This is a genomic window from Cellvibrio polysaccharolyticus (genome assembly GCF_015182315.1).
GTDB lineage: Bacteria > Pseudomonadota > Gammaproteobacteria > Pseudomonadales > Cellvibrionaceae > Cellvibrio > Cellvibrio polysaccharolyticus.
In genome coordinates this window covers 907,373-934,191 of record NZ_PRDL01000001.1, presented here as the reverse complement: position 1 = coordinate 934,191, position 26,819 = coordinate 907,373, and the positions used below count along the sequence as shown (strand labels likewise).

20 protein-coding genes are annotated in these 26,819 nt (G+C 53.1%); 17 read left to right on the top strand and 3 right to left on the bottom strand.

Annotated elements, in window-relative coordinates; translation table 11 throughout:
* The first annotated feature begins 12 nt into the window (after positions 1 to 12).
* From C4F51_RS04055 to C4F51_RS04030, 6 genes are all read left to right on the top strand, one after another.
* Positions 13 to 1,434 (top strand): sigma-54-dependent transcriptional regulator, encoded by a 1,422-nt coding sequence (locus tag C4F51_RS04055; RefSeq protein ID WP_193907382.1) that lies wholly within the window; start codon positions 13 to 15, stop codon positions 1,432 to 1,434.
* Between the two features lie 948 nt (positions 1,435 to 2,382).
* On the top strand, positions 2,383 to 3,735 hold the full coding sequence (pcnB, locus tag C4F51_RS04050) for a polynucleotide adenylyltransferase PcnB (protein WP_193907380.1): 1,353 nt from the start codon (positions 2,383 to 2,385) through the stop codon (positions 3,733 to 3,735).
* Positions 3,736 to 3,740: 5 nt separating this feature from the next.
* Positions 3,741 to 4,244, top strand: a complete 504-nt coding sequence (gene folK, locus C4F51_RS04045; RefSeq protein WP_193907378.1) for a 2-amino-4-hydroxy-6-hydroxymethyldihydropteridine diphosphokinase — start codon at positions 3,741 to 3,743, stop codon at positions 4,242 to 4,244.
* Between the two features lie 21 nt (positions 4,245 to 4,265).
* Positions 4,266 to 4,949: a deoxynucleoside kinase gene (locus C4F51_RS04040; RefSeq protein ID WP_193907375.1), complete on the top strand. Its 684-nt coding sequence runs from the start codon at positions 4,266 to 4,268 to the stop codon at positions 4,947 to 4,949.
* Positions 4,950 to 4,985: 36 nt separating this feature from the next.
* Positions 4,986 to 5,813: a 3-methyl-2-oxobutanoate hydroxymethyltransferase gene (gene panB, locus C4F51_RS04035; RefSeq protein WP_193907373.1), complete on the top strand. Its 828-nt coding sequence runs from the start codon at positions 4,986 to 4,988 to the stop codon at positions 5,811 to 5,813.
* 34 nt (positions 5,814 to 5,847) lie between these two features.
* A complete protein-coding gene (locus C4F51_RS04030; RefSeq protein ID WP_193907372.1) occupies positions 5,848 to 7,308 on the top strand; it encodes a rhomboid family intramembrane serine protease in 1,461 nt (486 codons plus the stop codon).
* Here C4F51_RS04030 and C4F51_RS04025 read toward each other — a convergent pair.
* The gene (locus C4F51_RS04025) at positions 7,305 to 8,729 is read right to left on the bottom strand and encodes a DUF4013 domain-containing protein (RefSeq protein WP_193907370.1); all 1,425 of its coding nucleotides are present in this window, start codon (positions 8,727 to 8,729) and stop codon (positions 7,305 to 7,307) included. The genes C4F51_RS04030 and C4F51_RS04025 overlap by 4 nt on opposite strands.
* 491 nt (positions 8,730 to 9,220) lie before the next feature.
* Entirely contained in the window at positions 9,221 to 10,306 is a 1,086-nt protein-coding gene (locus C4F51_RS04020; protein ID WP_193907367.1) for a Gfo/Idh/MocA family protein, read from the bottom strand.
* A gap of 330 nt (positions 10,307 to 10,636) precedes the next feature.
* Here C4F51_RS04020 and pelA point away from each other — a divergent pair, with 330 nt between their 5' ends.
* From pelA to C4F51_RS03965, 11 genes are all read left to right on the top strand, one after another.
* Positions 10,637 to 11,869: a pectate lyase gene (pelA, locus tag C4F51_RS04015; protein ID WP_193907365.1), complete on the top strand. Its 1,233-nt coding sequence runs from the start codon at positions 10,637 to 10,639 to the stop codon at positions 11,867 to 11,869.
* A 161-nt stretch (positions 11,870 to 12,030) separates the two neighbouring features.
* On the top strand, positions 12,031 to 13,179 hold the full coding sequence (locus C4F51_RS04010; RefSeq protein WP_193907363.1) for a pectinesterase family protein: 1,149 nt from the start codon (positions 12,031 to 12,033) through the stop codon (positions 13,177 to 13,179).
* Positions 13,180 to 13,249: 70 nt separating this feature from the next.
* Positions 13,250 to 14,260 (top strand): alpha/beta hydrolase, encoded by a 1,011-nt coding sequence (locus tag C4F51_RS04005; RefSeq protein WP_193907361.1) that lies wholly within the window; start codon positions 13,250 to 13,252, stop codon positions 14,258 to 14,260.
* Between the two features lie 134 nt (positions 14,261 to 14,394).
* Positions 14,395 to 14,952, top strand: a complete 558-nt coding sequence (locus tag C4F51_RS04000) for an RNA polymerase sigma factor (RefSeq protein ID WP_193907359.1) — start codon at positions 14,395 to 14,397, stop codon at positions 14,950 to 14,952.
* Positions 14,952 to 16,016, top strand: coding sequence for a FecR family protein (locus C4F51_RS03995; RefSeq protein ID WP_193907357.1), 1,065 nt, complete (start codon positions 14,952 to 14,954; stop codon positions 16,014 to 16,016). Before C4F51_RS04000 ends, C4F51_RS03995 begins: the two co-directional genes overlap by 1 nt.
* Positions 16,017 to 16,105: 89 nt before the next feature.
* Complete coding sequence (locus C4F51_RS03990) at positions 16,106 to 19,126, top strand: TonB-dependent receptor (protein WP_202987608.1); 3,021 nt, start codon at positions 16,106 to 16,108, stop codon at positions 19,124 to 19,126.
* A gap of 384 nt (positions 19,127 to 19,510) precedes the next feature.
* A complete protein-coding gene (locus tag C4F51_RS03985) occupies positions 19,511 to 20,032 on the top strand; it encodes a hypothetical protein (RefSeq protein WP_193907355.1) in 522 nt (173 codons plus the stop codon).
* A gap of 184 nt (positions 20,033 to 20,216) precedes the next feature.
* Complete coding sequence (locus C4F51_RS03980; protein WP_193907353.1) at positions 20,217 to 21,800, top strand: carboxylesterase/lipase family protein; 1,584 nt, start codon at positions 20,217 to 20,219, stop codon at positions 21,798 to 21,800.
* 127 nt (positions 21,801 to 21,927) lie between these two features.
* Positions 21,928 to 23,127, top strand: a complete 1,200-nt coding sequence (locus tag C4F51_RS03975) for a pectate lyase (RefSeq protein WP_193907352.1) — start codon at positions 21,928 to 21,930, stop codon at positions 23,125 to 23,127.
* Between the two features lie 277 nt (positions 23,128 to 23,404).
* Positions 23,405 to 23,833 carry a GNAT family N-acetyltransferase gene (locus tag C4F51_RS03970; protein WP_193907351.1) on the top strand — a complete coding sequence of 143 codons (429 nt, stop codon included), beginning with the start codon at positions 23,405 to 23,407 and terminating at the stop codon, positions 23,831 to 23,833.
* Positions 23,834 to 23,868: 35 nt separating this feature from the next.
* Positions 23,869 to 24,657 (top strand): EcsC family protein, encoded by a 789-nt coding sequence (locus tag C4F51_RS03965; protein WP_193907350.1) that lies wholly within the window; start codon positions 23,869 to 23,871, stop codon positions 24,655 to 24,657.
* 80 nt (positions 24,658 to 24,737) lie between these two features.
* Here C4F51_RS03965 and C4F51_RS03960 read toward each other — a convergent pair whose 3' ends face one another.
* Positions 24,738 to 26,633 carry a metallophosphoesterase family protein gene (locus C4F51_RS03960; RefSeq protein ID WP_202987607.1) on the bottom strand — a complete coding sequence of 632 codons (1,896 nt, stop codon included), beginning with the start codon at positions 26,631 to 26,633 and terminating at the stop codon, positions 24,738 to 24,740.
* Positions 26,634 to 26,819: the final 186 nt, after the last annotated feature.

Genomic DNA, 26,819 nt, shown 5'->3' with positions numbered 1-26,819 from the left:
AAGACGTGACCTATGAGCAAGATACTGATTGTTGAAGACGAAACCATCATTCGCACAGCCCTTCGCAAATTGTTGGAGCGGAATCAATACGAGGTGAGTGAAGCGCCATCGGTCAAGGAAGCGACAACCCGCTACCAGTTGAAAGACTTTGACCTGATCATCAGCGACTTGCGCCTGCCCGGCGCGCCCGGTACCGACCTGATTAAACTGGCCGGCGATATCCCGGTGCTGATAATGACCAGCTATGCCAGTTTGCGCTCTGCGGTCGATTCCATGCGCATGGGCGCAGTGGATTACATCGCCAAGCCGTTTGACCACGACGAGATGGTAACTGCGGTCAAACGGGTTATTGGCAAAGCCAAAGCGGGCAAACTCGCCAGCCAGTCTACCCAGACTGCCAGCCACGCCATTGCCGGCATGATCGGTAACAGCGATGTCATGCAGGATCTCTACAACCGCATTCACAAAGTCGCGCCCACCGCCGCCACCGTACTGGTGCACGGCGAAACCGGTACCGGCAAGGAACTGGTGGCCCGTGCGCTGCACGAAGAAAGCCAGCGCGCCAATCATTTAATGATCTCGGTAAACTGCGCCGCCATTCCTGAAACCCTGATTGAATCCGAACTGTTCGGCCACGAAAAAGGCGCTTTTACCGGTGCTGCCACCAACCGCGAAGGTCTGGTTGCAGCTGCTGACGGTGGCACCCTGTTCCTCGACGAAATTGGCGAACTGCCACTGGAAGCCCAGGCGCGCCTGTTACGGGTATTGCAAGAAGGCGAAGTACGCCCGCTGGGCTCGGTAGAGTCGCGCAAGGTCGATGTGCGCCTGGTAGCAGCAACCCACCGCGATTTGCGCAAGCTGGCCAAAGAAGGCAAGTTCCGCGAAGACCTTTATTTCCGTATCAACGTGGTTCAGCTGGAACTGCCACCGCTGCGTGAGCGCGGTACAGACATCATTACCCTCGCAGAATCGCTGTTACAGCGTTACTGCACCCAGTTTGGCAAGCCGTTACTGCAACTCTCTGCCGACGCCATTCGTGCAATTACCACCTACACCTGGCCAGGTAACGTGCGCGAACTGGAAAACGCCATGCAGCGCGCCGTCATTCTCTGTGAAGACGAGCGGGAGATCAGCAGCGAGCTGCTTTCTATTGATATGGACGCTGCGCCCTTTGAAGAAGACGAAGAGGGTGACCTGGCCTTTGCGGCGCGCACCAGCGTCGGCCGTAACCTGCGCGGCCAACCGCAGGATGCCGGTGAAGATCTCTCTCTGGAGGATTATTTCCAGCGCTTTGTGCTGGAGCATCAGGATTCCATGAGTGAAACCGAGCTGGCCCGTAAATTGGGCGTGAGCCGCAAATGCCTCTGGGAGCGACGTCAACGCCTGGGTATTCCTCGCACCCGCGCCGCCTCGGCATCGTCGTTGGCAAAATAATCCGCCAAACCTGCTCTTCCTGAAACGCGGCTCCGGCCGCGTTTTTTGTTTTTGCAGCCCAGGTTTTATTTTCACGCCCGCTGTTCCGGCTGGCCAAAGTGGCCCACTATCACAGCGACACTGTTACCCCGGTTCACCTCTTAAAATGATTTTCACGACAAAGGGAACTGTAAAAGATGCCAGGTGTCACTTACTGATACCGCACTGTTACCCCGCAATTCTGTTACCTGGAACAACCCCAGTAACAAACCTCCCGGAAATATGTAACTTCTGGAAATAACCTTTCGCTATATTTACCTTCAAAAAAATACTAACCAATTGAAATTATTGAACTTTTCAATATTGGCACAAGACATGCTATATATGCGCCATACATAACAGCAACAAACAATAAGAAAAAAATTCTAATAACAACAACAAACAATAAGAAACGGATTACTTACATAACAACAACAAACAATAAGAACTGAACAAAGAACATAACAACAAGAAATAATAAGAAACGGAAATTTATAATAAGAACAACAAACAATAAGAAACTGAACAAGAACATAACAACAAGAAATAATAAGAACAGAAAATTTTTACTAACAAAAAGACGAATAAGAATTTATTTGCGCTAAAAAATAAGAAAGAAAAGACAGGAAAACAAAAGCGGAAGAAAGACTGACTAGGCATAGGGTGGGTAGCAAGCGAAGTTTGGATATGGGCACGGACGCACCCCATTTAATGCCACAAGGCACTCTGTTGTGCTGCCACCTTACGGGAAATCGAAAGATTTCCCGTTTTGCTTTATAGAGACCCGGGTTTTCAAGGCTGGCCGGCAGAAATAGATGCTTGGTTCCCCGTTGTGCAACGGCGTGCTAGACTTGCGACCCATTCGTACCGGGCCATCTATGATTGGCACAATCTCCAGGCAATAACCGACCCCTTCAGGCAAACGCCTCTATGCTAAAACGCTTGTTAAATTTCATATCTCCCAAATCCAACAGTAGCACCCAGGGCAAATTGCGCGTGATCTCCCGGGACGACCACAACATCTCCCGCAAGAACATCAGCCCGGCCGTGATTAAAGTCATCAAGCAACTGGTAGACGCCGGTTATGAGGCCTATCTGGTCGGCGGCGGTGTACGCGACCTGTTGCTGGAAGGCAAACCGAAAGACTTTGACGTAGCCACCAGCGCCACACCGGAACAAATCCGGCGGCTGTTTCGCGGTGCGCGCATTATCGGTCGGCGGTTCCAGATTGTGCACGTACGCATGGGACGTGAAGTCTTTGAAGTGACGACCTTCCGCGGTGCCAGCGATGACAACCCGGAAAGCAAGCGCAGCCAGGACGGTATGCTGTTGCGAGATAACGTTTACGGCACCCTGGCGTCAGATGCCATGCGCCGCGATTTCACCGTCAATGCACTCTATTACTCGCCCAATGATTTTGCCGTGTACGACTACACCGGCGGCATGGAAGACCTGAAGTCGCGCACCTTGCGCATTATTGGCGACCCGGTAACCCGCTACAAGGAAGACCCGGTGAGAATGCTGCGGGCGTTACGCTTCGCCGGCAAGCTGGGCTTTGCCATTGAACCGGCGACCGCGCAACCGGTTCGCGAGCTGGGGCATTTGCTGGAAAACATTTCCGAATCCCGCCTGTTTGAAGAAATTTTGAAGCTGTTTTTGGGCGGCTCGGCACTGGCAACCTTCACCTTGTTGCGTGAGTACGGCCTGCTGGCCAACCTCTTCCCCGGCACGCATGCCGCGCTGGCAGACGGTGATGAGTTCAGCCTGCGGCTGATTGAACAGACCATGAGCAACACCGACAAGCGCATTCGCGCAGAGAAAACCGTTACCCCGGCGTTTCTCTATGCTGCCCTGCTCTGGCCCGCCCTGCAGCGCGAAAAGGCTCGCCTGCTGCAAGCCATGCCGGAAAGTGCTGCCTACGCTCAGGCCGCCCAGCAGGTAGTTACGCAACAATTGCAACGCACCTCCATTCCGAAGCGATTCTCTATCCCCATGCGGGAAATCTGGGATCTGCAAATGCGCCTGACACAGCGCGCCGGCCTGCGTGCCGTACGCCTGCTGGATCACCCGCGCTTTCGTGCCGCTTACGACTTCCTGTTAATGCGTGAAGACGCCGGCGAGCAGCTGGATGGGCTGGGCAGCTGGTGGACGCGGTTCCAGAGCGCCACCGAAGATGAGCAAGAGGAAATGATCAAAACCCTGAACCGTCGCGAGCCGGGCAACAAACCCCGCCGCCGCAGACGTTCGCCTACCCGTAAAAAACCGATGGCACCGCAGGAATAAGCCTGATGCCGGTTAACGAGGTCAGGGTATTTATCGGGCTGGGCAGTAACCTGCCCGGCGAGCTCGACAGCCCGCAACAGCAGATTATCAGCGCCTTGCAAGAGCTGGACGCGCTACCGCAAACCCGCCTGGTCAAGGCTTCGCCGCTGTACCAGAGTCGCGCCGTAGGGCCGGAGCAACCGGATTACATCAATGCGGTTGCACAACTGGGCACGCACCTTGAGCCATTGGCGCTGCTGGATGCCTTGCAAGCGCTGGAGCAACAACACCGCCGTGTGCGCCTGCAACACTGGGGGCCGCGCACGCTGGATCTGGACTTGTTACTGTACGGTAACGACACCATTGATCACCCTCGCCTGACGGTTCCTCACGCTTTTTTGACGCAGCGCGCATTTGTACTTTATCCGCTGGCAGACCTTGCCCCTGAACTGGTGTTACCCTGTGGCACCTCATTGTTACCCTTGCTGGATAAATGTCCCACTGACGGGTTACAACGTTTTATCGAATAACTGCAGAAACGGGAGTTTTTGGTGGAAGCCCTATTCGAAGATTTACAACTGGATTTCACACACGTGGAGCTGCCCCGCTACATCGCGGTGGAAGGCTGCATCGGCGTTGGCAAAACCACGCTGGCTCGCAATATTGCACGCTTGTTCAATTACGACATGCTGCTGGAGCAAACCGGCGAAAACCCCTTTCTCGCCCGGTTTTATCAGGACCCGAAAGCCACGGCACTGCCAACCCAACTCTTCTTTCTGTTCCAGCGCGCCAACCAGCTGCAATCCATTCGCCAGAGCGATATGTTTACGCCGGTGCGGGTGGCCGATTTTTTAATTGAAAAAGATCCGCTGTTCGCCGAAGTGACGCTGGATGATGATGAGCTGAATATCTATCAGCAGGTCTATAACAAGTTCGCCATTGATGCGCCGGTGCCGGATCTGGTGATTTACCTGCAAGCGCCGCTGGACGTCCTGGCAGAGCGCATCAAACAACGCGGCAACCCGCTGGAACAAAATATCAGTACCGAATATCTGGGTGCACTCAACGACGCTTACACCCAGTTTTTTCATTATTACGATGCCGCACCGGTGCTGATCGTCAATGCTCGCGATCTCGACCTCGCCAACAATCGTGACCACTTCAAACAACTGGTGGAATACATTGTTACCGTGAAAAGCGGACGCCATTATTACAACCCGGTGCCGGTGCTTTAACACCGGCCATCGCCTACTCAAAACGGCGGAGACAATATGACTTACGGAACACCAGCCACCAACAATGCACCGACCAAACCGGTCACTATCCACACCCTGAGAACGCTGAAAGAGCAGGGTGATAAATTTGCGGTTATCGCGCTTTACGATGCCGTTATGTCTGCCATTGCCGAGCGCAACGGCATAGAGATTGTGCTGGTGGGTGACTCACTGGGTATGACCGTACAAGGCCACAATTCCACCTTGCCGGTCACCATGGAGCATATGCTGTACCACGTGGCCAATGTTGCCCGTGGCGCTCGTCACGCGCTGGTACTGGCTGACCTGCCCTTTATGAGTTATGCCACACCGGACGATGCCTTGCACAATTGCGCGCGCATCATGCAAGCCGGTGCGCACATGGTAAAACTTGAAGGCGGAGCCTGGCTGGAAGACACCGTTCGCCAATTGAGCGAACGCGGCATTCCGGTGTGCGCGCACCTGGGTTTAACACCGCAATCCGTCAATAAATTTGGCGGCTTTCGTGTTCAGGGCCGCAACGACTCGGAAGCCAGCGCGATTTTGCAAGCAGCGATAACGCTGGCCGAAGCCGGTGCTGATGTATTGTTACTGGAATGCGTGCCCGCATCGCTGGCCGGGGAAATTACCCGCCGCGTTAAAGTGCCGGTGATCGGCATTGGTGCCGGACGTGAAACAGACGCCCAGGTGCTGGTGATCAATGACATTCTCGGCCTTACCGAACGCGCACCGAAATTTTCCAAAAACTTTCTGCAACAAGGTGGCAATATTGCTGCCGCTATCGCCCAATACGCTGCCGATGTTAAAAGCGGTGTATTCCCGTCGGACGAGAATATTTTTCTGTAAAACGTCACACTGATCAGTAGCACAAGGACCGTCCATGTTTATTATTCCGATTGAAAACAAACCGGACTGGTCCAGGCCGCCCCTGGCTACGCTGCTACTGATCATCATTAATGTGCTGGTATTCGTCGTCTGGCAAGGCCAGGACGATGCCATCGCAGAACAGGCCGAACAACACTACCAGCGTGCTCACTTGTTTGAGCAGGAGCGCCAGCTCTACCTCGACTACCACCACGCTATTGATGAAAAGCGCCTTCCCGACGATTGGCAAGAGCTGAAAGCACCGGCGCAGGATGCCTTGTTGGAATCAGCTATTGTGTGGGATCGCGGCTTTGATCATCACTTGCACCAGCAACAGCCCTGGCAACAGGCATCGCCGGACATTGCCGCCCGCTGGCAGCAAGACCGGCAACAATTTGAACAACTGCGCAACCGCATCAGCAGCATTCAGGGCGGCCTGACACCGGCAGACCTAAAACCCTGGCAATTTATTACCAGCCAGTTTTTACATGGCGATGTGATGCACCTGCTGGGCAATATGGCTTTTTTGTTTCTGTTTGGTTTTACGCTTGAAGCGGTATTGAAAGCCCGCTGGTATTTACTATTTTATTTAACCTCGGGCGTGGCAGCAGGAGTTTTGCACTGCCTGCAGGAACAGGATTCATGGATTCCGACTATCGGCGCCTCGGGTGCCGTGTCCGGTTTGATGGGAATGTACCTGGCACTTTACGGTTTGCGGAAAATCCGTTTTTTCTACAGCCTGTTTTTTGTTTTCGGTGAAATCAAAGCGCCAGCCATTTTTATTTTTCCTTTGTGGCTCGCCAAAGAGTTGTACGGCTATTTTTACTCAGACGACAATATCGCCTATTGGGCTCACATCGGCGGCCTGCTGATGGGGGTAGCGCTGGTGTATTTATCGCGCCCCTTGTATCGGGATTTCAAAGCTAACCAGCAGCACAGCGATGCCGACCGGCAAACACAACAAACGCTTCGACAAATTCAACAGGCGCGCAGTCGCTTTGACTTTGCCCGTGCTGCCAGCCTTGCCCGTCAACTATCAGAGCAGCGCCCCACCGACCCGGCGGCATGGCAAATTCGCTATGAACTGGCGGCGGCACAACCGACAAGCAAGCCCTACCACGAAACCACCTTTTTATTGCTAAAACAGTTTGTCGCGAAAGAAACGCCATTTAATGTGTGGCAACCGGTGGTGTTACCTTTGCTGGATCATTACCAAAAAAACGCCAGTAAACCCATCGCCCTTTCACAAAACATCTGTACTGCGCTGAGCCATCGTTTTTATCAACAGGGCAATTCAGCGCAAGGGATAGCCTATCTGCAAATGGCGCTGAGCCACCCGGCGAATAGCAAGGCGCTGACCGATTTACTAAAGCGGGTTATCAACGACCACCAGCGCCGTGGCGACCACCAACAGGCCCGGGCGCTGGTGTTATTGCTAAAACAACGCCAGCAACCGGCACCGGTAACATCGAGCTAGTTTTTACCTGGCATTGATGTCAGTTGCTGGCGCAAACGAATAACATCTTCCCGCCCCGCCGCAGCGGGAAATTTTTTGACAATAAAATTCAGCAGCGCAGCGGCTGTTGCATCGTCGCCCATGCGCTCGTGAAAAATACCTGCCACCATCAGGTAGGCATCCGGCAATAACGGATCGTCCGGGCAGGTTTTGTGGCGGTTGTGAAACAGACGAATGATCGCTTTGTAGTGCCCGTGAACCAGTAACAATTGCGCCAATGCCAGCGCTTGCTGTGATTGTTCCAATTGAAAATCCGGGTACAACTTCTGCACATCCAATAAAACCGGAACCGCTTTTGCCAAACAGAGCTTGCGCTCGGCCAGATCAACAAAATAATTAGCGTGATTACGCAGTGCGGTTTCGTCATTCAGCAATACCAGTAATTTGTGGTAGCGCTGGTGCAACTCCAGGTCATCGCGCACGGTATCCAGCGCTTTGCGTAACGCTTGCCGTGCGCGTTCATACTGACCGGATTGCATTAATACTGCGGTTTCACCCAACACCCGCTTTCTTTCAAACTCCGGAAACTCTATTTCGTCTTCTTCGTGCAGGGTTTCATAGCCCAGCTCATTCTGGTATTCAAATAGTACGTAACCCAGCATCGCGTAAAGTACAAAAACAAAATACACCACCACCATCATAACGACGGGCATAACCACCGCATCGGGCACCACTTCCAGCAACAGCGGCAGAACATAAACCGGCGCAACAGAAATAATTTGCGTACAAAACCATAACAGCAAATAGGGCCAGCCGACGGTCAGCATCAGGCTTAACATGGCGAAAGGGTTGAGAGCACGCCGCACAGATTTTTCAACCGCCAATAAAATAATACTGGCGGGCAAGGCGAGCATAAGAAATACGTTAACCAGCACGCCGACCAGCGAGGAAACCGTAGCGGCCGCCGCCACGGCACAGCCCATCAGGATAAATACCGCCATCTGTTTTAAAAACAGATGGTGTCCATCCGAGGTGAGTACATCGCCCATAGAAGGCGGCAGCGTTTCGCCCCGACCGCGATGTTCAATAATCGCCAGGCTGTATTTGGTAACCACCGCGAGCGAGAAGAGAACGAGAAAGAAGGTGAACAAGCCACCGGAGGCAAACAGGGTAATCAGCCCGATCAGCACCGCCACCAACAGGGAACGGAAGTGCATGGGATACAGGAGGAAGTGCGGCAGCATTTGCCAGAAGGGTTTTGCGTCAGTAGCGCTGCCGAGATAAACCAGCGAACTTTCACACGCGGGGCAGCGAGGGCCGGAGCGCCCCCACCAATGGCTGTGCCCGTCCGGCACGGCTTTTTCTCCCAAACAGGCCTGACAGTCGGTGCATTGCCATATTGCTGCCGTATCAGGGAAAAACTGACAATCCATCCGCGCCATAACCATATCCTGCTGGTAGAAAATGGACGGTATTTTGCCTTGAAGGCAGAGACTTGTCAGCCGCAGACTGCTAACAAACCCTTGTGGGCACCAAGCGAGTTTGTCGTCAGGCTGTTTGTTCCAAAACTGTCGAGTCACTCGCCACGTCCATGTGGCTCGCCCTTCGGGCAGCTACGCTGTGCTTATTAGCTATCCTGCTAATAAGTCAGGGACGACCGCCATGGATGGCGGAAGTTAGAGCAACGCGGTTGGCGCAACGCAGGAGCAGTTGCCGTTGACTCGACAGAGCTACAGGGACGATGATGCATTCGCCACATCCATGTGGCTCACCCTGCGGGCAGCTGCGCTGTGCAAATTGACTATCCTGCCAATTTGTCATGCGTTTTTGGAACAAACAGCCTGACGGCAAACGGACAGAATGGCACCTGCTGCATAGACGGCAACCTGCAATCCTCATCAACAACCTGAAACCGGCTTGCAGTCCTTAAGTTTTAAAGCGTAATACGCTTGCCTTCTTTGGCGGATTTAAAGATCGCCTCCACGATACGAATATCGCGCATCCCTTCTTCGCCCGGAACCAATATCGGTGAATTATTCAAAATCGCCAAGGCATCATTATCCATCTGCCGTGCCTGCTGGTTATCGATAGGCTGGTTCAGCAGGATGCCGTCACTGGTTTGGCCACGCACGCCGTTGTAAGACTGGAACGGGCTCAACTCATACCAGCCGCGTTCACATTGGGCCCGCAACAGGTTGGAGCTTCTGGCGTAACTGGTTTCGCACTCGGCTATCGCACCGCTCGGAAACTCCAGTGAGAAGATGGTGGTTTCATCCACGTCTTTATAAAGCGCACGGGTACTTTCGGTGCGAGCAGTCAGTGCCAAAGGTTCTTCGCCGGCGGTATAGCGTGCCGCGTTAAGCGGATATACGCCCATGTCGTACATGGCACCGCCACCCAATTTGGCGTTGGAGCGCCAGCCGTGATCGTTGCCTCCAAATCGGTAACCGGCTTGCGCGGTAATCGTTTGAATTTTGCCGTAGGGCTTTTCAGTGGCCATGGCAATCAGCCGCCGGGTGTTGGGCTCGTGTTGCATGCGATAGCCAATGGTGAGCTGTACTTTGTTTTTCTTGCAGGCAGAAATAATCGCTTCGCATTCGGCGACATTCATCGCCATGGGTTTTTCACACCACACATGCTTGCCGGCGTTGGCACCGATAATCGAATATTGGGCATGCAGGCCGGTGGGCAGCACGATATACACAACATCAATAGCCGGGTTGTTAGCCATCTCGTGCATGTTGTCGTAGTTATAGACGTTGCCGTCGGGAATCTGGTAACGCTCTTGCCACTGGGGAATTTTTTCCGGCGAGCCGGTAACAATACCGGCGAGATAGCAGTGTTCGGTTAATTGCAGCGCGGGCGCAAGCTGCCCCCGGCTGTAGCTGCCCAACCCCACCAGCGCAACGCCAATCCGTTTTTTAGGCGGGTTGGCAAAAAGTATCGGCGCCTGGCTGGCGACGCCGAGTGCGGCCATTATTTTTAATAAATCGCGGCGTGAAATGGGAGGTCGGTTCATAGCTTCTGCCCTGGCAATTTTATTTATGGGTGTATTAACGGATGCACGTGCAAGACCTGAACAATCTTTTTTAACCGGTATGCGGCGATGGGGCAAAGGACTAAACAAAAAATTACCTCGAATGTTATCGCCCTGCGCACCAGATCACTAAAACAAACCGGGATCGGCCAAAACCGCCAACAAAAACCCGAACGCTCCGCTGTATTCATGACAGTTGACGGGTCAGACCAGCGTCCCGCCACCGTGATTTTTTGGCACCCCTGCTGGTACACTGCGAGCAGGCAGATCATCCATTCATCACTGCCACTCATAACAATACAAGAGAGCGCTATGAAACTATCAACCCTGAAACTGGCAGGGCTGCTGGGAGTATTTTTCCTGCACGGCTGCGACCCCGCGGTTACATCCGCCCCGGCAATCGCAACGCCTGCGGATATTGTCACCCCCAAAGCCGCCGCCAACTGGGAGGAATATCACCAGCAGTCGGCTTACTGGAAAAAGGCAGACAGCGACGCATTGCTACAGGAACTTGAGCAAAAGGGACTGGAAAAAGCCAACCTGCCGGGCAAAGCGCGCAATGCCGGCTTTGACCCGCATCAACCCCTCGAGTGGTACACCAGCGATGAGGCTCGCCAGCAGGCAGAAGCCATTATGTCTTTCCAGACGCCATCCGGCGGCTGGTCCAAAAATACCGATATGATCCATGAACCCCGCACTGCCGGGCAGGCATTTGGCACCGAAGCCGGCTACGTGCCCACCTTCGATAACGATGCCACGACCAGCCAACTGTGGTTCCTCGCTTATATTCGCCATGCCACCGGCGATGCCCGTTACGATGAGGCGTTTTATCGCGGTATCGCGCTGCTGCTGGCCGCCCAATATCCCAATGGCGGCTGGCCGCAAAACTTTCCGCTAACCGGCGGCTACCATGATCACATCACCCTGAATGACGATGTGCTGACCAATAACCTGTCGTTACTGGAACCGGCTCGCCAGGGCAAAGCGCCCTTTGAATTTATTAACGCCAGTGTGCGTGAGCAATTGAATCGCAGCATGGAGCTGGCGCTGCATAATGTGGCCGAGCTGCAAGTGCGCGATATTCACGGCACGCTCACCTTGTGGGGCGCGCAGCACGAGGCCAAAAGCCTGCAACCCGCTGCGGCGCGCGCCTATGAACCGGCTTCGCTGGCATCTGCCGAGAGTGCGGACCTGTTGAATTTTCTGATGACGCTGGAAAATCCATCCCCGGCGATTATCAAAGGAATTCACTCTGCGGCGGCCTGGCTGGAACAAACCAAAATTGAAGGCATGCGCTGGGAGCGTGGCACGTCCGTGGTCGTAGCAGACAGTGACGCGAAAGACATGTGGCCGCGTTTTATGGAGGCAGATACTGGTCGGGGGCTGTTTGGCGACCGCAATAAGGAAGTTTATTACGACCTGTCCCAGGTATCCGCCGAGCGCCTGCGCGGTTATGCCTGGTACTCAACAGCACCGGCAACAACGCTGAAGCACTACCGGAAGTGGGCCAAACAATTTCCGCTGAGCGCTGCCAGCAGCCAATAAGTTACAAAAAATGCTTTCACCATGGCGGAAAATCTTCCGCCATTCGTCTTTTTCTATCAGGGTCTTCCCGATCAACCACCCCGACCCGAAGCAGATATCCGCTCGCAGTAGCGGGCGGACGCTTTGGCTCGTATTTTTCTAATAAAAACGGAGCACCGCGCATGCTGTTTATGATCCGAACCATGGCACCACTGACATTACTGGTAACACTGCTGGGCGTGAGCGCCTGCGGTGCGAAGCAGGATGCAGTCGTCACCAACGCCAATGCCCATACCACCGACCAGAGCGCCATCGTTGGCGGTAACGCGCCAGGCGCCTTTGCCACGATTCAAGCCGCGCTGGATGCCGCCCCGAAAGATGAAACCCTGCGCTACCGCATCCTGATTACCGCAGGCAGCTATAAAGAAAAACTGGTTATCACCCGGCCCAACATGGAAATACGCGGCGAAGGTGAGGCGAAAACCGTCATCCACTTTGATACCTATGCGGGCAACTCCAAAGGCTACCGTGAAGATGGCTGGGGCACACCTGGCTCAGCGGTGGTGGCCATCAATACCACCGATATTCATCTTGAAGATCTGACCATTGATAACACCTTTGACTTTCTCGACAACGATGCGAAGAAAACCCGCAATGACCCGGATGCCGTTGCCGACAGCCAGGCAGTGGCTTTGCTGCTGGATACCGCCAGTGACCGCATCAGCGCCAACCGGGTGAGTTTGCACGGCTATCAGGACACCTTGTTTGTGCATGGCAACCGCGCGTATTTCTACCAAAGCACCATCAGCGGCAACGTCGATTTTATTTTCGGCCAGGCCAATACAGTGTTTGAACAATCCACCATTGTCAGCCGCCCGCGCAACAGCACCTTCGAAGAGGGAGAAATTCACAGCTTTGTTACCGCGCCATCAACCAACATTGGTCGGGAATATGGCCTGACGTTTATTGATAGCAAACTGACCCGTGAAGATGGCGTACCGGATAACAGCATTACTCTCGGACGCCCATGGCACCCCACCACCACCTTTGCCGATGGCCGTTACGCTGACCCGGACGCAATTGGCAAAGCAGTTTTCATCCGTACCTTTATGGACAGCCACATTAACCCGGTGGGTTGGTCAAGCATGTCAGGCACCGCGCCGGACGGCACCAAGAGCCGAATTTTCACCCCGGAAGAATCGCGCTTTTTTGAATATAAAAGCACTGGCCCCGGTGCTGTCGTTAATGCACAACGCCCTCAGTTAAGCGATAGCGAAGCTGCCGCTTACACCCTGGAAAATATCTTCCAGGATTGGCAACCGAAAAAATAATATAGACCCGGCGAGCTCTTCAGCGATGGAGAGCTACGCTTTATAAAGACGCTTTTGTATGAGCCGCCCAATGAAAAAGATAACTCTGGCTTCGCTTGTTTTGCTCACCGGCCTGAGCGTTGCCGCGCCCTGCGCCATGGCTGCGCCAAAGCCCGCTTACGAAAATACGTATACCGCTGAAAACCGTTTTGCCCAGGACGTGAAAAACTTTCCGTCGATCCGAATCGCCAGCACCGCCGTACCCGAAGAGGTTATTGAGAAAAAAGACATCACCTACGTGCGCTACGGTGATCGGGAATTGCAGCTGGATCTTTACATCCCGAAAAAACTGGCAGATGCTGGCTTCACCAACACCACGCCCGGCGTAGTACTGGTGCATTGCGGCGGCTGGCAGGCGGGCTATCGCACCCATTTAACCCCCATGGCCATAGAGCTGGCCAAAGCCGGTTATGTAGCAGCAACCATTACTTACCGCCTGGCGCCCGAAGCACAATACCCGGCAGCAGTGAATGACGTTAAAGCGGCGATTCGCTGGCTGCGCAGCAACGCCGCTGACTATGGCGTTGACCCGGCGCGCATTGCCGTAGGCGGTTCCTCCGCAGGCGGACAAATTGCCAGCCTGACCGGCGTAACCAATCACTTGCTGCGCTTTGACCCGCAGGCTCAGGACAGTGATGTATCCAGCGCGGTGCAATTGATTTTGAACATTGACGGCCTCTCCGACTTCACTTCGGCGGAAGCGCGCAAACACGAAGACTTACCGGCGGGGCAATCAGCCGCCGGCGCCTGGTTCGGCGGCAACTATGCCGAAAAACGGGATTTGTGGCACGATGCCTCACCCACCTATTATGTGGGCGAAACCACTCCGCCAGTGCTGTATCTCAACAGTGCGCAAGAGCGTTTTCATGTAGGCAGGGACGAGATGATGGCGAAGCTGGCGATTTATGGCATCCCGACAAAGACCGTCACCCTGGCCAATACGCCGCACACCTTCTGGCTGTATGAGCCCTGGATAAAACCGGCCGCCGAGGTGGTGGTAGAGTTTCTGGACGAGCATTTCAATACCCGGCCTGCTATCTGATACAGGCAGGTCTTTTTAGCAGAATGTTTTTTGTTGCCGCACTGGCGGATTTTCGCCGCTCAGTCGTCAACACGATAAGCCCCCGATTCAAGCCATCACGGGGGATCAAAATTATAACAGGCGCAAAAATAAGTATGACCAGCAAAGAAGAGTTGGAAAGCGTCTATCTATCAATCCGCCGCGGGTTGATGCGAGCGGTATCGCGACTGGTGCCGCCCAAGGAAATAGAAGACATTGTGCAGGAAACCTACGTGCGAATTTGCGCGGTAAAAACCAACGAGCAAATTTTGCACCCGCGCTCTTTCCTGTACCGAACGGCAAAAAATCTGGCGCTTGACCACCTCAAGCGCGCCGAAACCAGAACCAGCGTCAGCCTGGAAGACGCCCCCTTTGCCATTGATGGCAACAATGATGACAACGACCAGGTGTACAGCAATGTATCGGCCATGCAGGAGTTCGAGCACTTTTGTGAAGCGGTGCGTCACCTGCCGCTACAGTGCCGCAAAGCCTTTGTTTTGAAAAAAGTCTATGGATACTCGCAAAAAGAGATCGCCGAACATTTGAATATCAGCGAAAACACCGTTGAAAAACATATCGCAATGGGTTTGGGCCGCTGCCGGCAGTTTATGACACAAATGCCTGCCAGCCTTAACGGACATCCGGACTCCAACAGGAGCCGGGAGATAAGGTAATGACCAATATTTATCAATTTCAGCCTGAGAGCCAAATTTACGACGATGCCAGTCTCTGGATAGCCCGTCTTGACCGCGGCTTATCCAAAGAGGAAACCGAAGCCTTGCGGCTTTGGCTGGATAAAAGCCCCAAACACCGGGAATGCCTGTTAGAAATGGCAGACCTCTGGGATCGTATGGACAGCTTGTCCATGCTCGCCGAATTATTTGACCCGCCCGCCGCCACAAAAAACCGCAACCGGCAGCGCAGCGTGTGGGCGGTAGCCGCATCGGTAACGGCACTGGTGTGCGCAATCGGTTTGCTGGCACCGGCAGAGCGCTGGAAAACACCGGCCGCCGAGGTGCAACCGCTACAAACAGCAGCAGTAACACCCAACAATGTTTATGAAACCGGTATCGGCGCGCACTCCACGGTTAACCTGCCAGATGGCACTCGCATGCTGTTGAACACCGATACCCAGGTGACGGTAACCTACACCGATAACGAGCGCTTGCTGGAACTTAAAAAAGGCGAGCTGCATGTAGAAGTCGCCCACGATAAACAGCGCCCCTTGCGCGTCATGGTCGGCGGAAAAATTGTTGAAGCAGTGGGCACCGCGTTCAATGTGTATCGAAAAGATGATCAGAATTTTGATGTGATTGTTACCGAAGGTCGGGTTCACGTAAAACCGGTTGCCGACCGGCTGACCATCCCCACCGAGGTCGAAAACCTTCAGGAGCTGGGCCGCGGTGAAAAACTAAGTGTGCGCGCCAGCCAACCGGTTGAAGTCAAACCGATTGAGACAGCGGTAATTTCCGATCGCCTCTCCTGGCGCGATGGCAATGTGGTGTTCCGTGGCGAGAGCTTGCAAAATGCGCTCGATGAACTCAGCCGCTACACGCCGGAAACCTTTAAGGTGATCGACCCACGCATTACCGACGTGCGCATCGCCGGGTTATACAAAGCGGGCGACATTGAAAGTTTATTGCTGGCACTGAAAGAAAATTTCAACATCGATCACGCCCGCACCGCTGGCGGCGTTATTGAGCTTTCCCTGCACCAGGACAACACCAACAGCGATTAGTTAAAAATATTTTTTAGCCGTATGGAGGAAAATAAAAGCTGAGTCGTCTTTGTTTATAGCGGCCAAAAACCGCGTCGGAGAAAGTTGAATTGAATAATAAGTTTTTAACACTCTTTGTCTCTCTGGCTACCTGCGCTTCCCAGGCGCAGGCCAGCAGCAACAATCTGTCAGAAATTATTCCGTTTAATATCTCTGAAAATAGAGCGGACATTGCCCTCACAGAATTTGCACAGCAGTCCAACCTGACCCTGATCGTTCCTTACGACAAAGTGGTCGCGGTTGAAACGCCTGAACTTGTGGGAAATTACTCGGTAGTAGACGGAGCCATATCGCTCCTTGATGGTTCCAATCTACACCTGTCAGTAAATAGCAATGGCCAACTCTTTATACGAACAAATAACGATTCAGAGGATAAGCACGCCATGCTGCACAAAAATAAATTATCAACCGCTGTTGTACTTGCGATGGCCTCACTCGCAGCCGCCCAATCATTAGCCCAGGATTCAGAAGCAACCGGTGTAGAAGAAGTTCTTGTTACCGGCTTCCGTGGTTCTCTTGTTAAAAGTCTTGATGAAAAACGCAACTCTATTAACGCCAAAGAAACCATCATGGCCGAAGACATCGGCAAATTCCCTGACCTGAACATTGCCGAATCCATTCAACGTGTACCCGGCGTGGCCATTTCACGGGAAGGCGGTGAAGGCCGTAACATTACCCTGCGCGGCTTCGCACCGTCTTTTACCCGCACCACCCTTAACGGTATGGAAGTACCGGCAGGCAGCGATGGCCTGGACTCCGGTGGTGTAACCATCAACGCCGGCCGCGCGTTTGACTTCCACGTATTCGCCTCTGAATTGTTTAACCGTGTTGATATTCAAAAATCTACCACCGCATCCATGGAAGAAGGTGGTATTGCCGGTACCGTAGATTTGTATTCTGCAAAACCGTTTGACTTCGACGGCTTTAAATTTGCTACCTCTGTACAGGGCAGCTTTAACGACCTCAGCGAAAAAACCGATCCTCGTCTTGCTGTTATGGTCAGCGACACCTTTGCGGATGGAAAACTCGGCGCATTGATGTCTGTTGCTTACTCTGAGCGTACCGTTCGTCAGGAAGGTTTTGGTACAGTTCGTTGGACCACTCCGGTTGCCACCAACAATATTTACCCGACCAGCGCCACGCCGGTTATTCGCGGTGAGATTGCAGAAGACGATTGCGCGCTCAATGGCGCTGCCGTTGCTGCGATTAACTGCCTGTGGACGCCACGCCTGCCGCGTGCTGACTATTTCGCCAATGATCAGAAACGTCTCGGTGTTACTACCTCGTTTCAATACCGTCCCAATGACGACACGCTGATCACTTTCGACGCGCTGCATTCCAAACTGGATAATGACCGTCGCAATTACAACTCGATGGAATGGTTCCTCACCCATAACGAAGTGACGCCGCTAGACATCACGGTACACCCGGATGGCAAACAAATTCTTGCCGCTACCTTTGATGATGTAGAGTCCTGGATTGAAAGCCGCGACCAGACCTCCGAATCCGAATTTAACCAGTTCGTGTTGTCCGGCGAGTTCAAACTCAATGATGCATTGACCCTGGATGCCATGATCGGTAAAGCAACCAACGAAGCTGACCGTGAAGAACTTCGCTTCTACTCCATCTCCGAGTCGCACCGCTATTCGTTTGACTTTACCGGTAATCGCCATATTCCCAAAGTGTCCTGGGGTGAAGGTTATGATTACTTTGATGAAGCCAATTACGAAATCACGACACCGAACAACCGTTCCAACTATGTGAAAAAAGACAACCTGACGTCGAAGATTGATTTGACGCTTGAGCAGGATCGTTTCTCTATTAAAACCGGTCTGGCTTACAACGACCGTCAGGTTGAATCCCGCGAAGGTAATGGCAACTACCCGGCCGCGTTCTCTGCGGTGGGCTACCTGAATGACTTCCCGGTTTCCAATTTCGGCAAGGGTCTTGATGGCGATCTGGTGAAATTTCCTATTGTAGATTTCGCGGCAATTTATCGTGATAACCGCGTCTCCAAGGAATACACCGATAACCCGGCCGCAGCCTGGATTGTTGATGAAGAAACCCTCGCGGCTTACGTTGCACTGGATGCCGATTTTGATATCGGCAACATGTTGCTGAAAACCAACTTCGGTGTGCGTGCGGTGAAAACCGATGTAACGTCTGAAGCCTGGATCAACGGTAATGCGGTAAAAGTGGAACGCGATTACACCAACTTCCTGCCATCCATGAACTTCTCGTTAAACCTGACTGAAGATTTGGTAACCCGTCTTTCCTACGGCAAAACCATGACACGTCCGGACATGGGCTCGCTGAACATTGCAGCGCCAACGTTTGGTTATACCACCCGTACCGTGGCCAACCTGGGCAACCCCGGCCTGAATCCATTCGAGTCCAACGATATTGATTTGGGTGTTGAATGGTATTTTGCTGACGAGTCACTGCTGGCCGTCAATTACTTCTACAAAGATGTCACCACCTCACTGAAAACCGACATCGTTGAAAAGCTGATTGATCCGGAATACCACGCGGCAATTCTGGCTGACCCGCAATACGATGCCATTTATAACGCTGACCCGCGCACCGTGCCTTACACCCATTACATTCCGGTGAATGACAATGAAGGCTTTGAAGTAAAAGGTTACGAGTTGATTTATCAGCAAACCCTGAGCTTCCTGCCGGGCTTCCTGTCCAACCTCGGTATCGTCAGTAACTTTACTCACGTAACCGCGGGCGATATGACCGGGTTGTCAGAAAATTCCTACAACGTCACCGTGTTCTACGAGAAAGACAATTTCGGTATGCGTCTGGCGGCCAACTACCGCGATGATTATTTACTGTCATTGCCGGGTGGTAACGGCCACGTTGCTGAAATGAAATATGGCCCTACGCATGTTGATTTCTCCTCCTTCTACAACTTCAGCGACAACCTGACGTTGACCATGGAACTGATCAACCTGACCGATGAAAAAGAACGCATCTACGGTACTGGCGACGGCGGCATGGATTTAACCCGCGAGCTGAACCACACCGGCAGACAGCTTCTTTTAGGTGTTCGCTATTCGCTTTAATCCGCTTCAGGTAAACCCTGAAAACCTGTTGTTCCCCTGAGCAATACTGTTGAAGGCTTAATCTTATAGCCGGGAGGTCGAAAGACCTCCTTTTTTTGCTGCAAAAACCACATCACGTATGGGCAAACCGGTTAAATACCGCTACCCTTGAGCCACAGATAAAACACAACCGGATTGCATCGCTTGATCTGCCTGTTATAAAAAGCAGCAGGTGATTCGCATCGGTAAGTATCCATAACATTCGCCCCCTGTCAGCCATCGGGAGATGGGCGCGGCGAGTGATAACAATAAAGATATTTTCCAAGACCCGTGAACCAGTATTTCCGTTTTCCCAGGCACTTCTCTGGCCGCAGAAACCCGCCCGTTTCCTGCATCCCGAGCCTATTGAAGTCCGGACTGGCAATTGCCGCCCGGCTGCTGCTATTGCTGTGGGCCGGAACTGCTTTCGCCGCTTCGGTTAATCTCGCCCCCGGCCTCGATATGCCACTGCCGTCTTCTCTGGTGGTGGAGGTTGTTGCTCCCCAAGCACCCGATACAGCACCGGTTATTGCCGGCGAAATTGGTGGCGAACCGGGCTACTTTATAGCCGCTACCGGCATCAAAACACGGGAGCAAAACCTGCTGTTATGGAAAAGGCTGGAATCGGAAATACGCAAACGCAGCATCAGTAAAAATTTTGTGAGTGAGAGAAAAGGCAATTTTTCCACCCAGCAAAATGACCCGGTCTGGTTCAGAAGCTATCAATACGACGCGGCGGGGCAAACCCATCGTCAGGTGTACTTTTTGTTAAAGCATGACGAAAGTGCTTACTGGATTATTCTGACCGCGGTTGAAGGCATCTCACTCGATTTGGTTATTCCTATTGCCGAAGCCCTGATACGTCGCACCAGCCCGACCGCTCAATAATTTTCTCACCCGCAAGGACCTGCCCCACCCGTCATAGCATTTGACTGCCTCTGAAACGGACGTTTGCGTTCAACCATTTTGAAATCAAAGCCGACACCGCCAAATCCTGGTAACCGTCTGGTAAACGCCGCGTTAATAAAACGCTCATAATAAATTCATAAAACGTCCTGCATTAACGGTGAACATGGTGAAACGAAGACAATTCCTTACAACAACCCTGGCGAGTGCCGCCACCCTGGCAGCGAGCCACTCAACGTTTGCCGACTCCGGACAGGATGCGATAGCCAATCTCGCTCAGGGGAAAGTTCGCGGCGCAAAAAAAGATGGCGTGATCATTTTCAAAGGCATTCCCTACGGCGAAGACACCCGTCAATGTCGCTTTCAACCGGCAGTTGTCCCGGCAAATTGGAAAGGCGTGCGAGCGGCTACCGAATTTGGTGACTTTGCGCCACAAAACGGTATTAAAGAGCAGACCAGCGAAAACTGTCTGGTGTTAAACATCTGGACACCTGCCTTGCGAGACCAGCGCCAACGCCCGGTGATTGTTTATATTCACGGCGGCGGCTACACCAATGGCTCCGGCTCTGAAGCGGTGGTAGATGGCAGCCATTTGGCATTACGAGGCGATGCAGTGGTAATTACCCTGAATCATCGTATCAACTTATTCGGTTATCTGTACCTTGCCAAACTCGGCGGAGAAAAATTTCGCTACTCCGGTAATATTGGCCAACTGGATTTAATACTGGCTTTGCAGTGGATACGCCAGCACGCCAGTGAGTTTGGTGGCGACCCGGCCAACGTGACTCTGGTCGGTGAATCCGGTGGCGGTGCAAAAATTTCTACGCTGATGGCGATGCCCGCAGCTGCCGGGCTATTTCATAAAGCGGTTGCCATCAGCGGCCAGCAGGTTACCGCCGCCGGGCCACGGGCAGCCACGCAACGTGCAGAACTTTTTTTAAAACAACTGAAGCTTTCCGCACAGAATACAGAAGAACTCTTAAGATTACCGATAGATGTGTTACTCAATGCGGCGCAGGTCAATGACCCTTCACGCATTGAAGAGCGCCCGCTGGAATTTTTACCGGTGCTGGATAGCGTGTCGTTAATGCGTCATCCGTTTTACCCGGATGCCCCGGCACAATCGGCACAGATCCCGATGATCATCGGTAATGCCCGCTGGGAAACCCGCGCCTTTTCCAAACGCGACTCCGGTGATTTTTCGCTGGAATGGTCACAACTGCCGGACAAAATTTTGCACAGCCAATACGTCGATGCAGACCCGGAAGTGGTTATCGCCACTTACAGAAAAATCTACCCGGATTTTTCACCTTCCGATGTATTTTTCGCAGCTACCACCGCAGGCCGCTCATGGCGTGGCGCGGTTATGCAAGCCGAAGCGCGTGCCCGCCAGGGAGCACCCGCTTACGTTTACCAGTTCGATTGGACATCGCAGGTAGAGGGCGGCCGCTTCGGTGGTGGGCATGGCTCTGACCTGCCATTGGTTTTTGACAACCTGATGTCGTCAAAAAGACCCGCAGAAAGTTTGCCCGGCGCGCAAAACGTTGCCGAGCAATTAAGCAGCATCCTGTTAGCCATGGCGAAGACCGGCAAGCCGGATCACCCCGGTATTCCTTCATGGAAACCTTACACATTGGAAAACCGCGAAACCCTGGTGATTAATGAAACCTCGGCTCTGGTCAATGATCCTCGCGGTGACGAACGCCGTTTTTATGCGCAGTTTCCGTTTGTGCAACGCGGGACTTTTTAAATGGGTAAACCGTTTAAAACAGGTAATTTTTAAAGCAGTCAATAATAAACCTGAATAATTCTTACCAATGCACAATGCTTGAAAACGAACAGTAAAAACCACTAATAATAATGTTGAGAGAAATTCAATGAAGATGTTAATAAACCTGTGCCTCGGTCTGGCAGCAATTACCCTCGCGGCCACCTCAACCGGTACCGAAACGGCTAACAAAAAACGCATCACCCTGGAAGAAAATTACCAGGGCTTTTGCCATATCGACGGTTCGGTCGATAACAGCATCAAGGGTTATGAAGCAAGTGGTTACGCCGTTGTTGAGCGCCGTAGCGGCAGCAGCATTGTTTGGAAGGTGCACGTGCTGGAAGCCGATACTTACACGCTTGAGTGGCGTTACGCTTCAGAAAAACAACAACCGGCGGCACAAGTCCGTATCAATCAGAACAATGCGGCTCATGTGAAATTCCCGGCCACCGGCGCCGCAGACCATTGGCAAAATGCTACCGTGCAATTGCAACTCGCCAGCGGCATTACCGAAATCACCCTGACTGCCAGCAGCGATGAGGGCTTGCCACATATTGACTCACTCAGCGTAAGCGGCAAGGATGTCAAGGTAGTGAACTGTGACGGCAGCCCGGTAGCCGAACTGACCCCCAACCCGCGCTGTATTGCCGGTTCAACCTTCAGCAACGAAACCGTGGACTGTGGCGGTGCACGCATCGGCCTCGCCTGCGAAGGCGGCGAATTTATGCCACCGGTTATTTCTCTGGAAAATGCCACGGTGAAAAATTTGCGTATTGCGGCCGATGGCGGTTCTGACGGCATCTGGTGCACCAAAGGCGATTGCGTGCTGGAAAATATTGTGTGGGAAGATATTTGCGAAGACGCAGCAACGCAAAAGTCTACCCCGGGCAGCACCATGACTGTGATCGGCGGCTGGTCGTGGGATAAAAACGGCGGCAAGGTTTTTCAACACAATGCACCGGACACCACCTTCATCGTAACCGGTGGCTTCACCATGAAAGGAAGCAACGCCAAAATGTTGCGCGCCTGCGGCAATTGCGACAATAACGGTGGCAATAAAAAACTGATTATTGATGGCGTACGCATTGAAGGCGTGTTGAAGGAAGAAATTGTTGCTCCCAACGTTAACTACGGTGACGTAGCAAAAGTGCGCAACCTCTCCATTAAAAACTACCAGCCGGGCCAACAGGAAGTTTGCGCCGAATGGCAAGGTTTTGAAAAATCCGAAGGAGCCTCCGCGCAGCGCCTCGGCGAAGCCTGGAACACCACCGGCTGCGATGTCTCCCGCTCTGACGTTACCGCGTTTTAAGTAACCAGCCCACCGCACCACCCACCCGGATGCAGCGCGCGGGTGTAATCCCCGGAGCAGTACACGCTTGCTTCGGGTGCTACACCCGCGCCTCCTTGCAACGCGCCGCTTGCCTTGAAGGGTTCACAAAACCGGCCGCCGCTACGCCCGCCGGTTGGGTTCGCGCTATACTCCTGCAAAGCCTTTAAAAAAACATCACCCAGTCACCGTAAACCTGCCGCTGTCCGGGCACCCGCCTGCCCTGCAGCGCTGACTTCATAAGAATGAGGACGTTTGCATGTTTGATATACGCCCGTTTACCGATAGTGACCGCCACGGTTTAAGAAACATCTACCTCGCCGCCCGCCTGCAAGCGCTGCCCTGGGTGAGCCGAACTGACCTGAACGAGGAAGATTTTGACAAGGACACGCAAGACGAAGACTTGCTGGTGGCGACCATTAATACCCTGCCGGTCGGCTTTATCGCACTGAACCCGTCCGGCGACGTCATACACCATCTTTATGTAGACCCAGACTCCAGTGGCCGTGGCGTTGGTTCTGCCTTGCTTAACGCCAGCCTTGAGCGGCTGGGGCGCCCTGCCCATCTCAAATGCCTCATTGATAACCAGCGCGCCGTAGAGTTCTACCGGCAGCGCGGCTGGGCCATTACCGGCGAAGGGGAAGATCGACACGGGCGTTATTACACCATGGCACTGAAAGAGCATTAATAATGGGGCATCCTGTCACTGGAGATCGCAATATCATGCTGGTTGAAACCGATCTGCAACAATTGGGCACAGCCAAAATACTGCTCGAAAACCCCGGTCTGGCAGCTCGCCTGACCCATTTGCTGGGTTCGCCCATCGAAAAAGGCCTGGAGCTACTACCGGCGCAAGTCAGCCAGAAACTGCACCAGGTTACCCGCAACGCGCTGATGAAAGCCGCCGACCTGGCGATGTTGACCCTGCAAGACAGCCCCGGTGTAGAAGCGTCGCGCACCTGGCACAAGTTGGGCGCAGCACTCTCTGGCGGCGCGGGCGGTTTTTTCGGGCTACCGGGGCTGGCGGTTGAGCTGCCGGTATCGACGGTGATTATGTTGCGCTCCATCGCTGATATCGCTCGCAGCGAAGGCGAGTCGCTCAGTAATGCCGAAGGGAAACTCGCTTGCCTGGAGGTTTTTGCACTGGGCGGAAAAAGCGCCAGCGATGATGGTGCCGAGTCAGGTTATTTTGCGGTGCGTACCTTGCTGGCCAAATCGCTGACCGATGCCACCGAATTTATTGCCCTGCACGGCGTGTCAAAAGATGCCACGCCAGCGATTTTGCGGCTGGTCGAAGCCATCGCCAGCCGTTTTGGTATCCAGGTATCGGAAAAATTTGCCGCCCAATCGCTACCGGTCATCGGCGCCGCAGGCGGTGCGGTAATCAACACTATGTTTATTGATCACTTTCAGGACATGGCGCGCGGCCACTTCATTGTGCGGCGGCTGGAACGACTTTATGGTGATGCCGTGGTGCGTGAAGCTTACGAAGGTTTGCCATCCACCCGTTAAACCCGCCGCCAGCCACTTTTTTGCAAATCGTCAGGTTTAAAAACTCATCTCTGCCAGGGCTTGCAGCGATGAGCGCCTGACTAGTGCACCGCCAGCGTTCCTTTTTCCAGATCAATCACAAAACGGTCATTGGGCAATCCTTCACTCAGCCCCTGCAATACACTCAGCACACGGGATATCTGCACAATCGGGCCAGCGTCCGGTTGTTGCACCGCTTGCTGCTGCATAGCGCCGCCGAGTAATTTATATTGCGCCATGCGCGCCTTGCCGATATCGGCGAGGGCGAGGTCACCGGCATTGCGAATTTTATAAAAATCGACCGCCAGATCAAACGCACTCCACTGCGAAAAATCGTCCATCGACCACGGGTTTTGCGACAGTAACCGGGCGGCTTTTTCTGCCGCAGCCTGCCAGCTTGCACCCGCTTTCAAGTCCGTCCATTGCTGATTGTCGAATGCCGACCAATCGGGTGCCGGAGACAGTTGTGACAATTGCAGCAACTCATCGCCCTTCAAATTGAATAACAAGGTTTGCATCTCATCAGTCCACTCACCCGGCAAAAAACGGTGGCGAACAAGTTCGCGAATATGCCATTGAGTAAATTCCCGATAACTTTTGGCTGCCAGCACATTGCGGTCCCATAGAGTGGTCGCCTGCTGCTGATGCAAACGCTGGTGCTCCACCCGGTAGTGTTCAAACAGCTCGGAGAAGCGCGGCACATCATCCAGCACCACGGTTTCTACCGTCAGTTTTTTGCTGTCGGAAAGAGTGACAATTTTGTAAGCGGGTAAATAAGCAGCCAGTGACGGCGCCTGGATATTAAAAAGAATATTGCCCCGGGTGCCTTTAATCATCCCGGTATCGTTAAAGTGCATATGCCCACCGATATGCAACTTGAGCCCGGTATCGGCCAGCACCTGGCTGACATGTTTTTCCGGCTTGCGCTGTAATTGAAAGGCAGTTTCTCCAAACGCTTCAGCAATAGCTTCCGATTGGCCGTCGTAAAAATCAGTCATCGGAAAATGACTGAAAGCAATCAGTTGTTTATTGTGCTGGCTGGCTCGCGCGACCACATCGGCGATCCATTCAATAACATGCGCCTTGTGCGTTACCATGCGGTTATAACCGGCACTGCTTGAACCATGGTAGCCGCCGTCGGGTTGCTGAGCATCCGGCACATACACATTGGCATCAATCGCTAACAGCCAGACACCGGCAACAGGCTCGACCAGATAACTGGCATCGGCTACCAAAGAACAATGTGTGTAATTTTCTTTTTTATACTTGCCACCCGTGCCTTCCAGACAAATTTCGTACAAGCGCTTCGAATAATCAGCTTCGGCCTCGGCAATGGATAAGTGGTAAGCGCTTGATGGTTGGTTCAGATAACTGCTGTAAGGCGTTTCCCAATAAAGATATTCTGCTTTCGGATAAAAGCCGAAATCGGACAACAAGTCCATCACACCCTGATAACCGAGCTGGCGAATTTCTTCGGTACAAATCGTGTTCAGCGCGTAACCGGCATCAATACTTGCCCACTCGCCGTCATAATCTGCGCATTCGGCGGCTCCCCGGCTGAAAATACGCTGATCAAAACCACCCTCACCGGCAAAATCGGCTTTACCGGCGGCACTATCAAAAGGTTTAACCGGGTCATGATTACCCGGCGCGGCAAAAAATTGCAGGCCGTGTGCGCTTTGGTAATGCGCAAGAATTTTTTGCAAGCCGCGTAAATGAATCGGTTGGCCGTCATCGCTGAAATCACCCGGCAAGGCAACCAGCGTAATACCACGCCGAACCACATCATCCAGCGCGGCGATCAGTGCGAAATAATTTTCGTTAAATAATCGCGTAGATTGCAGTTGTGCCTGCATGGTACGAATAGTTGCCCGCTGACCGGAGATAGTATTCTCCAATCCCTGAAAAGAGTTATCTTCAAATTCCGCATAAATATCGTGAAAGTGAATATCCGGCATAAAAGCAATCTGCTGTACTTTGGCTACAGGGGGTTCTGATGGTGCACAACCGACAACTAAAAAAACAGGAAGCACCGCTATAGTGCAAAGCGCTATCCGAACCATGACATTCATGCAGTGGCCTCTAACTTTTTAAGAAATACAAATACTACATGCAAAAAAAAGCCCCACCAACAGGCGGGGCGC